Origin of the sequence: Enterobacter cloacae complex sp. P17RS (genome assembly GCF_014895885.1) — a bacterium.
GTDB classification, from domain to species: domain Bacteria; phylum Pseudomonadota; class Gammaproteobacteria; order Enterobacterales; family Enterobacteriaceae; genus Enterobacter; species Enterobacter bugandensis.
Genome location: NZ_JADBQK010000033.1, coordinates 32,114 through 47,655 on the forward strand (window position 1 = coordinate 32,114; position 15,542 = coordinate 47,655).

Sequence of the window (15,542 nt, forward strand, 5' to 3'; positions counted from 1 at the left end):
CACTATGTTATCCGCTATCACCCGGCTGTTCCCGCTATGGGCGCTGCTGCTCTCCGTACTCGCGTATTACACCCCTAACACGTTCACGGGCATTGGTCCGTGGGTCACCACGCTGCTGATGCTGATTATGTTCGGCATGGGCGTGCACCTGAAAATCGACGATTTTAAACGCGTGCTGTCGCGCCCGGCGCCGGTGGCTGCAGGGATCTTCCTGCACTACCTGGTGATGCCGCTCGCGGCCTGGCTGCTGGCGATGGCCTTTAAGATGCCGCCCGATCTCTCCGCCGGGATGGTACTGGTGGGCAGCGTCGCCAGCGGTACGGCATCTAACGTGATGATCTATCTCGCGAAAGGTGACGTGGCGCTCTCCGTGACCATCTCTTCGGTATCCACGCTGGTGGGCGTGATTGCCACACCGCTGTTAACCCGCCTGTACGTGGACGCGCATATTCAGGTGGACGTGATGGGCATGCTGCTTAGCATTCTGCAGATTGTGGTGATCCCGATTGCGCTGGGGCTGGTCATTCACCATCTTTTCCCGCGCGTGGTGAAAGCGGTTGAGCCGTACCTGCCCGCGTTTTCGATGATCTGCATTCTGGCGATCATCAGCGCCGTGGTGGCTGGTTCCGCGTCGCACATTTCCTCGGTGGGCTTTGTGGTGATCGTCGCGGTGGTGCTGCACAACACCATCGGCCTGCTGGGCGGATACTGGGGCGGGAAGCTGTTTGGCTTTGACGAGTCCACCTGCCGCACGCTGGCAATCGAGGTAGGCATGCAGAACTCCGGCCTGGCAGCGGCGCTGGGTAAAATTTACTTCTCACCGCTGGCGGCCCTGCCGGGCGCGCTGTTCTCCGTCTGGCACAACCTGTCCGGCTCGCTGCTGGCGGGCTACTGGTCCGGTAAGCCGATTGATGAGCAACCGAAAAAAGATGCGCTGAAACAGGGTTAATTAACCCGGCTTGCTTTACACTGGAGCCTCCCCATCAGGAGGCTTCAGCAATGGCTACACCACGATTGACCCAGAAAGACATGACGGAAGCCGAGCAGCGTGAACTGAAAACGCTTCTCGACCGCGCCCGCATCGCCCATGGCCGCACGCTGACGAACGCCGAAACCAATCAGGTTAAAAAAGAGTACATCGACAAGCTGATGGCGCAACGTGAGGCTGCGGCAAAAAAAGCCCGCAAGCTGAAAAAAGAGCAGGCTTATAAGCCGGATGCAGAGGCGACCTTTTCCTGGTCCGCCAATACATCAACCCGTGGAAGGCGCTAATCAGCGCCCTTTCTTTTTGCGCCCCGGCTGGGTAAAGCGTTTTCCGTTACCCGGCTTGCCCCGCCCTTTCTCTTCCGCCTGCGGTGCCTTCACCACCGGACGCTTAATCGCCTGCGTTTTCGGTTTGGCTTTAGCTTTCGGCTTCGCTTCGGACGAGGAGTTTTCGATAAGCTTGAACAGCTCGATCAGCTCGTCGTCCGTTAAGTCACGCCACTCGCCCAGCGGGATCCCGGACAGGCTGACGTTCATGATGCGCGTACGTTCCAGCTTCGTCACTTCATAACCAAAATACTCGCACATGCGACGGATCTGGCGGTTCAGGCCCTGCACCAGCGTGATACGGAACGCAAACGGCGCTTCTTTTTTGACCTTGCACTTCTTCGTCACGGTGCCCAGAATCGGCACGCCTGCGCCCATCCCGCGAATGAACTCGTCCGTCACCGGCTTGTTCACCGTAACGATATACTCTTTCTCGTGGTCGTTACCGGCACGCAGAATTTTGTTCACCAGATCGCCGTGGTTGGTGAGGAAAATCAGCCCCTGAGAGTCTTTATCCAGACGGCCAATCGGAAAAATGCGGCTACTGTGGTTCACGAAATCAACGATGTTGTCCCGCTCGCCGTCTTCCGTGGTGCTGACAATCCCAACCGGTTTGTTCAACGCGATAAACACCAGGTCTTCAGCATCACGCGGTTCAATGAGCTGACCATTCACTTTAACCACGTCGCCAGGGACCACCTGGTCACCAATCGTGGCGCGTTTGCCGTTAAGAAACACGTTACCCTGTTCAATGTAACGGTCAGCCTCGCGACGTGAGCAGATCCCGCTCTCGCTAATGTATTTGTTTAATCGGGTTGATTGAGTTGGCAGCATAGTTTCTCCTGTGAAGGGCGAAATATACCTTAGGTATGGACTGGAAAAAAAGATTAGCCGACCGTAACTGAGACGGGTTTTCCAAGTTTACATAACATCATGATCAGCGTATCAAGGGTGAACTTACTGGTTTTGAGGTTCACGACATCAGACACGCGGGGACGAGAGACGTTTAGCCTGACGGCAGCGTCAGTCTGACGCAGTTTATTCTCCGCAATCCACGAGGAAATTTCCTGCATCAGTTGCCGCTTGATGGCAAGCAACTGCTCAACCTCTTTTTCGGCACTTTCGTGCAACTGTTTAGCTTCACTTTTTTCAAAACCCAGCTCAGCAAAAATGTTCGTTTCTGAAGCTGTCACATGCCGAATTTTTGTATCAACGCGTCTTCCCATTTTCATCCTCTCCGAGCATCAAGCACCGCCTGAAAACGTGCCTTTGCTATGTATTTATCATGGCCTGATGTCCGCTGCGTTTTCTTCTTAAAGCAATGCAGTACGTAAACAGCATCCTCATAACGAGCCAAATAGATGATTCGGTATGCGCCCGTGTCACCGCGTAGCCGTATCTCTGCAACGCCTTTGCCAATCTCTGAGATCGGCTTCCAGTCTGCCGCCTCTAATCCAGCCTGTAATCGATGTAGCTGATACCCTGCATCCCGCCGGATTTCCTCCGGGAAGCCGAGCAAATCATCGAAGGCACTCCCCATCCATGCAATGGGTCTCATTGCTGGTTTTTCTGACAGCATACCACATCCCTGTATAAAATTTTATACATAAAAGATTACATTGTCTCACGCCACAGGTCTGCTTATGACCTGTGGCGTGACGTTACGTTTTCAGTAGAGTTTGGTCACGCCTCATGGAGAGGATCTGCGAGGCGCTTTCAGAGATTAATACTCATCCCGCTCGTCGTCTTCATCCGGCTGTTCCATCACGCTATACGCCACTGCGCAGAACAGCGAGTTAAGACGCTTCATATCTCCCAGCAGCCCCAGATGGAGTGAGCTGGTCTCGATACTCTGCACGTTCTGCTGATGCAGGCGCTCAACGTGGGCGTGCGAGTAGCGGCGGTTGAGGATGCGGAAACGATGCTTGTTGCGGCGCAGGCGGCGCGCGCTCGGTACGTCGCTGGAGAAGAACACCGACATCGCCAGCTTCAGGTTGCTCACCAGCTTTTCGTGCAGCGCTTCCAGCTCCTTCAGCCCTTCCACGGAGAACGCCCGACGCGCGGCCAGGGATTTGTCCGCGATTTCGCTGCCCATACGCTCAACGATGTCCGAGGCCTGCTCAAGGTTAAGCGACATCTCAATGATTTCAGCCCAGCGGCGCGACTCCTCTTCCGCCAGCTCGTCCTGCGGGATACGCGCCAGATAGAGCTTGATGGCGGTATAAAGCACGTTGATGTCATCCGCCAGCCTGCGCAGCTCCTTCTCCTCGCGCGGCTCGCCGTGCATCACCTTTTTCAGCCCTTCGAGCATGGTTTCCATCGCGTCGCCCATGCGCAGCGTTTCGCGGGCGGCGTTGGCGATGGCCAGCGCGGGGGTGTCCAGCACGGAGGTATCCAGATGCTTCGGCTTAAGGCGCGCGTCCAGCTCCGGTTCATCACGGATAAGACGCTCGCAGAAGCGGGCCATCGGCGCGGCAAACGGCACCATAGCCAGACAGCGCACCAGGTTATAGAAGACGTGGAAGTAGATCACCAGCTCTGCTTTCGGCAGCGGGAGGTTGTCCATCAGGTTTGCCAGCGGATGGACAAACGGCAGAATAATCAGGCTACCCACCAGCTTAAACAGCAAACTCCCCAGCGCCACGCGGCGGGCGGCAGCATTGGCCGCGCTGTTGTTGAGCATCGCCAGCAGGCCAGAGCCGAGGTTAGCGCCGATCACCAGACACAGCGCCACCGGGAAGGAGATTGCGCCCGCGGCGGTGAGCGTGGCCGTCAGCAGCACGGCGGCCAGGCTGGAGTAACTGATGATGGCAAACACTGCCCCGATCAGCGCATCCAGCATGATGTCACCGGTCAGAGAGGCGAAGATGACCTGCACGCCGTTCGCCTGGGTGATAGGCGTCACCGCCTGCACAATCAGTTCCAGCGCCAGCAGAATCAGCCCGAGGCCAATGCCCACGCGGCCAAGCTGCCCGGCCCGGGTCTGCTTGCGGCCAAGGAAAAAGATCACACCGATGAAAATCAGCAGCGGCGACAGCCAGGAGAGATCGAACGTCAGGATACGCGCCATCAGCGCGGTACCGACGTCAGCACCCAGCACGATCACCAGCGCCGGGGCGAGCGCGACCAGATCCTGCGCCACGAACGAGGTGACGAGCATGGTGGTGGCATTGCTGCTTTGCACCAGCGCCGTGACGCCAATCCCCGCGCAGAAGGCGAGCGGCTTCTTCTCAACGCTGCCGCTGAGGACGGTACGTAAGCGCGCGCCGAACACACGCATCACGCCGGTGCGGACAATATGGGTGCCCCATACGAGCAGTGCGACTGCCGAAAGCAGATGTAACAACGTCAGCACGGAAGTGGGTTCTCCTTATCGTTATAGATTTTATGATTAAGTATAAGGGTTTAAACGTAAGAAAGAGACAGGGCACCGTTGAGGTGCCCTGTTTGTTGTAAGGAAAAGTGACGTTAGTCCGCGTCGTAGCCTAAATTCGGTGCCAGCCAGCGCTCGACCTCAGACACGCTCATGCCTTTGCGCAGGGCGTAATCTTCGATCTGATCGCGCTGCAGCTGCGCCACGGCGAAGTACTTGCTGTCCGGATGACTGAAGTACCAGCCCGACACGGACGCGCCCGGCCACATGGCGAACGACTCGGTGAGCTTCATGCCGGTATGCGCTTCCACGTCCAGAAGTTTCCAGATAGTGCCTTTTTCGGTGTGTTCCGGACAGGCCGGATAGCCCGGCGCCGGACGAATCCCCTGGTAGTTTTCGCGGATCAGCTCCTCGTTGCTGAGGTTCTCATTCGCCGCGTAACCCCAGTACACCTTACGTACGCGTTCGTGCAGGTATTCAGCAAAGGCTTCCGCCAGGCGGTCGGCAATCGCTTTCACCATGATCTTATTGTAATCATCGTGTTGCGCTTCAAACGCGTCCGCCAGGGCGTCTTCTTCCAGACCGCCGGTTACCGCAAAGGCGCCGATATAGTCAGCTTTCCCGCTCAGCTTCGGCGCAACGAAATCCGCCAGGCAGTAGTTGGCAAAGCCCACTTTTTCGGTTTGCTGCCGCAGGTGATGGCTCACGGCCAGCACGTGGGTGCGGGTTTCATCGCGGTAGATTTCCACGTCGTCACCCACGCGGTTCGCCGGGAACAGCCCCACCACGCCGCGCGGGTTGAGGGCTTTCTCTGCGCTCAGCCTGTCGAGCATGTCGTTGGCATCTTTAAACAGGCGTTTCGCCTCTTCGCCTACCACCTCGTCTTCCAGGATGCGCGGATACTTGCCCGCCAGCGACCAGGTCATAAAGAACGGCGTCCAGTCAATGTAGTTGCGCAGCGTCTCGATGCTGGCCGTCACGTCCTGCACGCCCAGACGATGCGCGACCGGCGGCGTATAGCTTGTCCAGTCAAAGGCCAGGTCGTTATCGCGTGCGGCGGCGAGCGTTACCGGCGGCGTGCGCGGTTTTTTGCGCCCGTGCTGCACGCGAACGGTTTCGTACTCCTGGCGAGTGCGCGCCACAAAATCGTCGCGCTGAGTCTCGGAGAGCAGTGCGGAAACCACGCCCACCGTGCGCGAGGCGTTCTGCACGTAAACCGTCGGTCCGCTGTAGTTCTGCTCGATCTTCACTGCCGTGTGCGCTTTCGAGGTGGTCGCCCCGCCAATCAGCAGCGGAATGGTGAAGCCCTGACGCTCCATCTCTTTTGCCACGTTGACCATTTCGTCGAGCGACGGCGTAATCAGGCCGGAGAGGCCAATCAGATCGGCGTTCACTTCGCGCGCGGTCTTGAGGATTTTATCCGCCGGAACCATCACGCCAAGGTCGATAATTTCGTAGTTATTACACTGCAACACCACGCCAACAATGTTTTTGCCGATGTCGTGCACGTCGCCCTTCACGGTGGCGATAACCATTTTACCGTTGCTGGAGCCCTTCTCTTTGCTGGCTTCGATGAAGGGTTCAAGATAAGCCACTGCCTGCTTCATGACGCGAGCGGATTTCACCACCTGCGGCAGGAACATCTTGCCCTCGCCGAACAGATCGCCAACCACGTTCATGCCGTCCATCAGCGGCCCTTCGATCACCTCAATCGGGCGGGCTGCCTGCTGACGCGCCTCCTCGGTGTCCTGCTCAATGAACTCGGTAATCCCTTTCACCAGCGAGTATTCCAGACGCTTTTTCACGTCCCAGGAACGCCACTCGGCCTGCTGAACATTGGCCGATTCATCCGATTTACTGCCGCGGTATTTTTCCGCCAGGTCGAGCATGCGCTCGGTGGCGTCGTCGCGACGGTTGAGGATCACGTCCTCTACGGCATCGCGCAGTTCAGCAGGCAGATCGTCGTAAATCGCCAGCTGTCCGGCGTTGACGATACCCATGTCCATCCCATTGCGGATGGCGTAGTAGAGGAACACGGCGTGGATCGCCTCACGCACCGGGTCGTTACCGCGGAACGAGAACGAGACGTTCGACACGCCGCCGGAGATCAGCGCATGCGGCAGCTCGCGCTTGATGTCTTCACACGCGCCGATAAAGTCCTGGGCGTAGTTGTTGTGCTCTTCGATGCCGGTCGCGACGGCAAAGATGTTCGGGTCGAAAATAATGTCTTCCGGCGGGAAGCCCACCTCTTCGGTCAGAATTTTGTACGCGCGGCGGCATATCTCAATTTTGCGCTCGCGGGTGTCGGCCTGGCCCACCTCATCGAAGGCCATCACCACCACGGCCGCACCGTAGCGGCGCACCATCTTCGCGTGGTGGATAAAGATATCCACGCCCTCTTTCATCGAGATGGAGTTAACGATGCCTTTGCCCTGAATGCACTTCAGCCCTTTTTCGATGACCTCCCACTTGGAGGAGTCAATCATGATCGGCACGCGGGCGATATCCGGCTCACCGGCAATCAGGTTGAGGAAACGCACCATCGCCGCTTCGGCGTCAAGCATCCCCTCGTCCATGTTGATATCGATAATCTGCGCCCCGCTTTCCACCTGCTGGCGGGCGACGTCCAGCGCTTCGCTGTACTTCTCTTCTTTGATCAGGCGCTTGAATTTAGCGGAACCGGTAACGTTGGTACGTTCACCCACGTTCACAAACAGGCTGTCGTCGCCGATGGTCAACGGCTCCAGGCCGGAAAGGCGACAGGCAACCGGCAGCTCGGGCAGCTTGCGCGGCGGCAGCCCGTCCACGGCGCGGCTCATGGCGGCGATGTGCTCCGGCGTGGTGCCGCAGCAGCCGCCGACGATGTTCAGGAAGCCTGACTCGGCCCACTCGCGGATTTGCGCCGCCATGGTGTCAGCATCCAGATCGTACTCGCCAAACGCGTTCGGCAGACCGGCGTTCGGATGCGCGGTAACGTAGCATTCGGCGATGCGCGAAAGCTCCTGCACGTACTGACGCAGTTCGTCTGGTCCCAGCGCGCAGTTCAGGCCGAAGGAGAGCGCGTCGGCGTGGCGCAGGGAGTTATAAAACGCTTCGGTTGTCTGGCCGGACAGGGTGCGGCCGGAGGCGTCGGTGATGGTGCCGGAGATCATAATCGGCAGGTCAACGCCCAGCGCCTCAAACTCCTCTTTCACCGCGTATATCGCGGCTTTGGCGTTGAGGGTATCGAACACCGTTTCAATCAGGATCAGGTCGGAGCCACCTTCCACCAGCGCTTTGGTCGATTCACGATACGCCGTAACCAGCTGGTCAAAGGTGATATTACGAAACGCCGGGTCGTTGACGTCCGGTGAAATCGACGCGGTGCGGTTGGTCGGGCCCAGCACCCCGGCAACGTAGCGCGGCTTGTCCGGCGTGCGGGCCGTCCACTCGTCGGCACAGGCGCGGGCGAGCCTGGCCGCCTCATAGTTGATCTCCGCCGACAGGGATTCCATCTGGTAATCCGCCATGGCGATGGTTGTCGAGTTGAAGGTGTTGGTTTCTACAATATCCGCACCCGCTTCAAAGTAGGCGCTGTGGATATCCCTGATGACGGACGGTTTGCTCAACACCAGCAGGTCGTTGTTCCCTTTCAGGTCGCAGGGCCAGTCGGCGAAGCGCTCGCCGCGGAAATCGTCTTCGCTCAGACGATAGCTCTGGATCATGGTGCCCATGCCGCCGTCCAGCACCAGAATTCGTTCATTTAACTGCGCACGCAGTTGCTCTACTTTGCTGCTCACACTTGCTCCCGACAACGCTCAACAAGGCCAAAAGGCTGCGTTCCATACTGGCACAATCTCGCAGGGTGGAAAAGTCACGCCGCGGTAACATGAGACATGTTCACCATCACTCCTCCGATCAGTCAGGAAAGCGGTTGCAAATTCACCAAATAAAACGAAAATGATTTCCACGATACAGAAAAAGGAGATCGTCATGGTCGCGACCGTTCCCGCCAAACGCGGCAGAAAACCTGCCGCCACCGCCGCTGCACAACCCGGCGGACAGGTTCAATCCCTGACGCGCGGTCTGAAGCTGCTGGAGTGGATAGCCGAGTCGCACGGTAGCGTGGCCCTGACGGAGCTGGCCCAGCAGGCTGGTCTGCCGAACTCCACCACGCACCGCCTGCTGACCACCATGCAGCAGCTGGGCTTTGTCCGCCAGGTCGGCGAGCTGGGGCACTGGGCGGTGGGCGCGCATGCGTTTATCGTGGGCAGCAGCTTCCTTCAGAGCCGTAACCTGCTGGCGATTGTGCACCCGATCCTGCGCAAGCTGATGGAGGAGTCCGGCGAGACGGTGAACCTTGCGGTGCTCGACCAGAGCGACCACCAGGCGATTATCATCGACCAGGTGCAGTGCACGCAGTTGATGCGCATGTCCGCGCCGATTGGCGGCAAGCTGCCGATGCACGCATCCGGGGCGGGGAAAGCGTTTCTCTCGCAACTGAGCGAAGAGCAGGTGACCGGGCTGCTGCACCGAAAAGGGCTGCACGCCTACACCCACGCCACGCTGGTGTCGCCGGTGCATCTGAAAGAAGATCTGGCGTTGACCCGCAAGCGCGGCTATTCGTTTGATGACGAAGAACATGCGCTGGGGCTGCGCTGCCTCGCGTCCTGTATTTTCGACGAACATCGCGAGCCGTTTGCTGCGATCTCCATCTCTGGCCCCATCTCACGTATGACCGACGACCGGGTGACCGAGCTGGGCGCACTGGTGATTAAGGCCGCGAAAGAGGTGACGCTGGCGTATGGTGGGATTCGTTAAACCGCACACAAAACCGCTGCTTGCGGCGGTAAGCGTACACATCCTCCACGTGCCCATTTTTGATCCGCGTTTGTAGCCCGCGCCAGTAGCTGGCGTGGAACAGATCTTCATGCATTTCTTCAAATAACGGCCCGATGCGTGGATCCGCACACAGCCAGTGGCGAAACTCCTCGGGAAACACATCGCCCGGCGAAACGCTGTACCACGGCTCGCTGGAGAGCTCATCCTCCGGGTAACGGGGCGGCGGGATATCGCGGAAGTTCACCTCGGTCATGTAGCAAATTTCATCGTAATCGTAGAACACCACCCGCCCGTGCCGGGTGACGCCGAAGTTTTTAAACAGCATATCGCCAGGGAAGATATTGGCGGCGGCGAGCTGGCGGATGGCGTTGCCGTACTCTTCGATGGCATCACGTAATGCCTGGCCCTCTGACTGTTCCAGCCAGATATTGAGCGGCACCATACGGCGCTCAATGTAGAGATGGCTAATCGCTATTTTATCGCCCAGATCGGTGATTTTCGTCGGCGCTTCCTGCATTAACAGCGACATGAGCGCCGGATCGATCTGCTGCTTATCCAGCACAAAGTTTTCAAACTCCTGGGTATCGGCCATTCGCCCGACGCGATCGTGCTCTTTTACCAGCTGATAGCAGGCGCGGACGTGGGCGGCGGTCATCTCTTTCTGCGGGGCGAATTTGTCTTTTATCACCTTAAAGACCCGGTCGAAGCCCGGCAGCGTGAAGACCAGCATCACCATGCCGCGGATACCTGGCGCTTCGATAAACTGCTCATCCGCCGCGGTGACATAGCGCAGATACTCCCGATAACTTTCCGTTTTGGCATGCTTCTGACAGCCAATCGCCATATACAGCTCGGCGGTGGTTTTGCCCGGCAGGATCTCGCGCAGCCACTCCACCAGGGCGGCAGGCAGCGGGGCGTACACCATGAAATAGGAGCGGGCGAAGCCAAATACGATGCTGGCCTCGGCGCTGGTGGTCAGGCAGGTATCGACAAACAGTTCGCCGTCGTCGGTACGGTGAATGGGCAACAGAAACGGCACAATGGCCGTCGGCGTAACCAGTTTGCCCACCAGCCAGGCGGCCTTATTCCGGTAGAACAGCTCGTTGGCCACCTGCACATGGCTGCGGCTGAGCACTTCCTCGCCATAGGTTTCACGAAGATGCGCATGGATATAGCCGATATCCCGGAGCTTGTTCTCCCACGGCAGGCGCAGCGGCAAATCCGTTAAGATGCGATGCAGGAGCTTTTCCCACCCGCGATCGGGAAAGAAATCTTTCGCCAGCGGACGCGGAATGGTACGGAAGCGGCGCTCAGGCTGGGAGCTGAAGATAAATAACCGCTCAGGAGATAATGAGCGGTGGTCAAATAACCGGCAATAGACGGAGTTGAAAAAGCTCTCCGCAATCTCGAAGCGAGGGTAGTCGGGTAACAGATGGGTGTAATGCTCTTTCACGCGCAGTAAAAATGCCGCGTCCGGGCTTTTACCGTCGGTAATACAGCGCAGCTGCTCCACCACCAGACCCACATGGTGGTCATAGAGATGAATACGCTGCTTCATGGCCTGCTGAACCGCATGCCAGTCTGCATGTTCGAAGCGCTGCTGCGCGCCGGAGGTCACTTCCAGAAAACGACCATACTGGGCATCAAAGCCCTGCAGTATGGTTTGGGCAATCAGCAATTCCAGGCCACGCGACATATATTCCCCCTCACCCCGTCCCTCTCCCCGGAGGGGAGAGGGGGAAAAGTTTAGAACTGTGCTTCTTCGGTTGACCCCGTTAAGGCGGTAACGGATGAGGCGCCTCCCTGGATGATGGTCGTCACGTTATCAAAGTAGCCCGTACCCACTTCCTGCTGGTGAGAAACAAAGGTATAGCCGTCTTTACCTGCGGCAAACTCCGGCTGCTGCACCTTCTCAACGTAGTGCTTCATGCCCTCCCCCTGCGCGTAAGCGTGCGCCAGGTCGAACATGTTGAACCACATGCTGTGGATGCCTGCCAGGGTGATGAACTGGTACTTGTAGCCCATATCCGACAGCTGCTGCTGGAAGCTGGCGATGGTTTTGTCATCCAGCTTTTTCTGCCAGTTGAAGGACGGCGAACAGTTGTAGGCCAGCAGTTTGCCCGGGTATTTCGCATGAATCGCATCGGCAAAGCGCTTCGCCAGCGCCAGATCCGGCGTGGACGTTTCACACCAGACCAGGTCGGCGTAAGGGGCATATGCCAAACCGCGGCTGATGGCCTGTTCGATACCGGCATGCGTGCGATAGAACCCCTCGCTGGTGCGCTCGCCGGTAATAAATTCGCTGTCGTACGGATCGCAGTCAGAGGTGATCAGGTCTGCCGCATCCGCATCGGTACGGGCAATCACCAGCGTCGGCACGCCGAGCACGTCAGCAGCCAGACGCGCGGCAACCAGCTTCTGAATCGCTTCCTGGGTCGGGACGAGAACTTTTCCGCCCATATGCCCGCACTTCTTCACCGACGCCAGTTGGTCTTCAAAGTGAACGGCCGCTGCACCGGCCTCAATCATCGATTTCATCAGTTCGAAGGCGTTCAGCACGCCGCCGAAGCCCGCTTCCGCATCCGCCACGATCGGCAGGAAGTAATCAATAAAACGCGGATCGTTGGGCTCAATGCCTGCGGCCCACTGGATCTGATCCGCGCGGCGGAAGGTATTGTTGATCCGATCCACCACCGACGGTACCGAGTTGGCCGGATAAAGAGATTGATCCGGATACATGCTGGAGGCCAGGTTGGCGTCCGCCGCGACCTGCCAGCCGGAAAGGTAAATGGCTTCTATGCCGGCCTTCGCCTGCTGCAATGCCTGACCGCCGGTCAGCGCACCGAGGCTGTTGATATAACCCTTTTTGGAGCCACCGTGCAGCAGCTTCCACATTTTCGCCGCACCGTTCTGTGCCAGCGTGCATTCCGGGTTGACCGAGCCGCGTAATTTCACCACGTCCTCCGCGCTGTAAGGACGGCGGATGCCTTCCCAGCGCGGTTGAGTCCACTCTTTCTTTAATTCTTCGATTTGTTGGGTACGGGTTTTCATGTGCAGATGCTCCATATTGTTATGTGGTGAGTTACGCCAGGAAGCGGTAGCCCGGCAGGGTCAGGAAGTCGATTAAGTCATCTGATGTGGTGATTTGCTCCATGAGGCGCGCTGCGTCGTCAAAGCGTCCGCTGCTGAAGCGGTGTTCGCCCAGCTCGTCCTGGATGACCCGCATCTCTTCGGCCAGCATCTGACGGAACAGGGCTTTGGTGACCGGCTTGCCGTTGCTGAGCGTTTTTTGATGGTGGATCCACTGCCAGATAGAGGTGCGCGAAATTTCCGCCGTGGCAGCATCTTCCATCAGGCCGTAGATAGGCACGCAGCCGTTGCCGGAGATCCACGCTTCGATGTACTGGACCGCGACGCGAATATTGGCACGCATCCCCTCTTCCGTTCGCTCGCCCGCGCACGGTGCCAGCAGCTGTTCTTCAGCCGTTGGGGCATCTTCTTCGCGCGTGACAAACAGCTGATTTTTGTTATCGCCGAGTACGCGATTGAAGACCTCCATCGCCGTATCGGCCAGGCCCGGATGGGCAATCCACGTGCCGTCGTGACCGTTACGGGCTTCCAGCTCTTTATCGGCTTTCACCTTGTTGAGCACCTGATTATTGCGCTCCGCGTCTTTGCTCGGAATAAAGGCCGCCATGCCGCCCATCGCAAAGGCACCGCGCTTGTGGCAGGTTTTAATCAGCAGACGCGAATAGGCGCTCAGGAAGGGTTTATCCATGGTCACGACCTGGCGGTCCGGCAGTACGCGATCGGGATAGTTTTTCAGGGTTTTGATGTAGCTGAAAATATAGTCCCAGCGTCCGCAGTTCAGGCCGACAATGTGGTCGCGCAGGGCATGCAGAATTTCATTCATCTGGAACACGGCGGGCAGCGTTTCAATCAGCAGCGTGGCCTTGATCGTGCCGCGCGGCAGGTTGAAGCGATCTTCCGCGTAGCTAAATACTTCGCTCCACCAGGCGGCTTCCTGCCAGGCCTGCGTTTTTGGCAGATAGAAATAGGGACCGCTACCTTTTGCCAGCAGGTTTGTGTAGTTATGGAAGAAATAAAGTGCGAAATCAAACAGGCTGCCCGGAATGGCTTCTCCACGCCATGTGACATGTTTTTCTGGCAGGTGCAGACCTCGTACGCGACAGATCAGCACCGCCGGATTCGGTTTGAGCTGGTAGATTTTCCCGGCTTCGTTGGTGTAGCTGATGGTGCCGTTGACGGCATCGCGCAGGTTGATCTGCCCGTCGATAACTTTGTTCCAGTCCGGGGCCAGCGAGTCTTCAAAATCGGCCATAAAGACTTTAACGTTGGCGTTCATGGCGTTGATCACCATTTTGCGCTCTACCGGACCAGTGATCTCAACGCGACGATCCTGTAAATCTTCAGGAATGCCGCGGATTTTCCACTCACCACGACGAATGGAAGCAGTTTCCGAAATAAATCCTGGCAACTTGCCGTTATCGATTTCCTGCTGTTGGTGAATGCGTGCCGCCAGCAGCTTATTGCGCTGCGGCGTAAAGCGGGTCACCAGCTCAGTCAGAAACTCTACCGCTTCGGCCGTCAAAACCTGCTGTTCTTGCTCACCATTCGGCTGGGTAAAGGTCAATTCATCGACCGTGGTTGCCTGTTGAGTCATCGTTCTGCTCCTCATCAAAGATCCAAAATCACGCCCCCAATGCGAACGAAAGATCGTTGTGTAGTTTTCGCTCAGCAGAATTAAGACTATCTGTAATTTTTCCAAAATCAAAAACAATTTCCATTTTAATTTTAATTACAACGCAACATGATGATTAATATAGAGTTAAAGTTTCCTGGTATGTTGAACGGGATTTCGTAAATAAAAAAGGCACCCGAAGGTGCCTGATCTGAATAGCTGAAACGCTTTAGGATCGTTTAATGCAGACGATTACTCCAGCGTCGGATTCATGTGGCGAAGATCGTACGGCGTAATCTGGTAGACGTAATAGTTGAGCCAGTTAGTGAACAGCAGATTTCCGTGGCTGCGCCAGGTGGCTCCTGGTTTGTTTTGCGGATCGTTTTTCGGGAAATAGTTGTACGGGATATCCGGATTAAGACCCGCTTCGACATCACGGAAATACTCTGATGCGAGAGTATCGGGATCATACTCAGGATGGCCGGTAACGAACGCGATACGTTTGTCTTTACTGGCAAACAGGTAGGCATCCCCGTCTTCCGTTTCGGCCAGGATCTCCAGATCGGTGTAATCACGAATCAGCTGGGCCGGAAAATCGGCGTAGCGAGAATGCGGGGCCAGGAAGGTGTCATCAAAACCACGCGTCAGCAGCGCGTGTGGATGAAGAATGTGGTGTTCGTATACGCCGGAGAGCTTTTGAGTGCGGGTTTGCTTGGGAATACCGTAGAGAATGTTGAGTGCGGCCTGTACCGCCCAGCAGACAAACAGCGTTGACGTGACGTGATCTTTTGCCCACTCCAGCACCTGTTTGATCTGCGGCCAGTAAGCAACATCGTTAAATTCAACCAGACCGAGCGGCGCGCCTGTCACAATCAGTCCGTCGAAGTTTTCCCCCCGAATATCTTCGAAGTTACAGTAGAAGTTATTCAGATGCTCAGAGGGCGTGTTACGTGACTCGCGGGCATCAATACGCAGCAGTTGAATATCGACCTGCAGCGGGGAGTTCGACAGCAGACGCAGAAACTGATTCTCCGTCTCAATCTTTTTCGGCATCAGGTTGAGGATGAGAACCTTCAGCGGGCGAATTTCCTGACCTGTCGCGCGTGAAGCCGTCATCACGAAGACGTTCTCTTCACGTAAGAAATTGACGGCTGGTAGCTCGTCCTGCACCCGAATCGGCATAACCTTACTTCCTCACAATATACGTATAAACGTTTAGACATCCAGACAGCTAACGATACCCAGAAATGGTATGAATGTCGAGCCTGCAAGTCGAAGGTGAGAAAGTTTCAGGGAGAGGAAGAAAAACAAAAGTAAAAAACCCCGCACCTTACG

Annotated in this window: 12 protein-coding genes; 3 read left to right on the forward strand and 9 right to left on the reverse strand. The window is 57.1% G+C overall.

Annotated features, from left to right (window positions below):
• Nucleotides 1-4 precede the first annotated feature (4 nt).
• Together panS and IM265_RS21015 are read left to right on the forward strand one after the other, a co-directional pair.
• The gene (gene panS, locus IM265_RS21010; protein ID WP_193032165.1) at nucleotides 5-949 is read left to right on the forward strand and encodes a ketopantoate/pantoate/pantothenate transporter PanS; all 945 of its coding nucleotides are present in this window, start codon (nucleotides 5-7) and stop codon (nucleotides 947-949) included.
• Nucleotides 950-999: 50 nt separating this feature from the next.
• Nucleotides 1,000-1,272, forward strand: coding sequence for a DUF3811 domain-containing protein (locus IM265_RS21015; protein WP_003860346.1), 273 nt, complete (start codon nucleotides 1,000-1,002; stop codon nucleotides 1,270-1,272).
• Here IM265_RS21015 and rluF read toward each other — a convergent pair whose 3' ends face one another.
• The 5 genes from rluF to metH form a co-directional block, all read right to left on the reverse strand.
• A complete protein-coding gene (gene rluF, locus IM265_RS21020) occupies nucleotides 1,273-2,145 on the reverse strand; it encodes a 23S rRNA pseudouridine(2604) synthase RluF (protein WP_047366837.1) in 873 nt (290 codons plus the stop codon). It lies immediately after the preceding gene.
• Nucleotides 2,146-2,198: 53 nt separating this feature from the next.
• Nucleotides 2,199-2,537 carry a helix-turn-helix domain-containing protein gene (locus tag IM265_RS21025; protein WP_126818793.1) on the reverse strand — a complete coding sequence of 113 codons (339 nt, stop codon included), beginning with the start codon at nucleotides 2,535-2,537 and terminating at the stop codon, nucleotides 2,199-2,201.
• A 2-nt stretch (nucleotides 2,538-2,539) separates the two neighbouring features.
• Nucleotides 2,540-2,890 carry a type II toxin-antitoxin system RelE/ParE family toxin gene (locus IM265_RS21030; protein WP_032654612.1) on the reverse strand — a complete coding sequence of 117 codons (351 nt, stop codon included), beginning with the start codon at nucleotides 2,888-2,890 and terminating at the stop codon, nucleotides 2,540-2,542.
• 144 nt (nucleotides 2,891-3,034) lie between these two features.
• Nucleotides 3,035-4,666, reverse strand: coding sequence for a Na/Pi cotransporter family protein (locus IM265_RS21035; protein ID WP_041911578.1), 1,632 nt, complete (start codon nucleotides 4,664-4,666; stop codon nucleotides 3,035-3,037).
• Between the two features lie 113 nt (nucleotides 4,667-4,779).
• Nucleotides 4,780-8,463, reverse strand: coding sequence for a methionine synthase (gene metH, locus IM265_RS21040; RefSeq protein ID WP_193032163.1), 3,684 nt, complete (start codon nucleotides 8,461-8,463; stop codon nucleotides 4,780-4,782).
• 193 nt (nucleotides 8,464-8,656) lie between these two features.
• Here metH and iclR point away from each other — a divergent pair, with 193 nt between their 5' ends.
• Nucleotides 8,657-9,484, forward strand: coding sequence for a glyoxylate bypass operon transcriptional repressor IclR (iclR, locus tag IM265_RS21045; RefSeq protein WP_072201792.1), 828 nt, complete (start codon nucleotides 8,657-8,659; stop codon nucleotides 9,482-9,484).
• Here iclR and aceK read toward each other — a convergent pair.
• From aceK to metA, 4 genes are all read right to left on the reverse strand, one after another.
• A complete protein-coding gene (gene aceK, locus IM265_RS21050) occupies nucleotides 9,438-11,201 on the reverse strand; it encodes a bifunctional isocitrate dehydrogenase kinase/phosphatase (RefSeq protein ID WP_193032161.1) in 1,764 nt (587 codons plus the stop codon). The two genes, iclR and aceK, sit on opposite strands and share 47 nt — an antisense overlap.
• A 50-nt stretch (nucleotides 11,202-11,251) precedes the next feature.
• Entirely contained in the window at nucleotides 11,252-12,556 is a 1,305-nt protein-coding gene (aceA, locus tag IM265_RS21055) for an isocitrate lyase (protein ID WP_028015114.1), read from the reverse strand.
• Nucleotides 12,557-12,587: 31 nt separating this feature from the next.
• Complete coding sequence (aceB, locus tag IM265_RS21060) at nucleotides 12,588-14,189, reverse strand: malate synthase A (RefSeq protein ID WP_063943936.1); 1,602 nt, start codon at nucleotides 14,187-14,189, stop codon at nucleotides 12,588-12,590.
• A 270-nt stretch (nucleotides 14,190-14,459) separates the two neighbouring features.
• Nucleotides 14,460-15,389: a homoserine O-succinyltransferase gene (gene metA, locus IM265_RS21065; protein WP_048957448.1), complete on the reverse strand. Its 930-nt coding sequence runs from the start codon at nucleotides 15,387-15,389 to the stop codon at nucleotides 14,460-14,462.
• Nucleotides 15,390-15,542 lie beyond the last annotated feature (153 nt).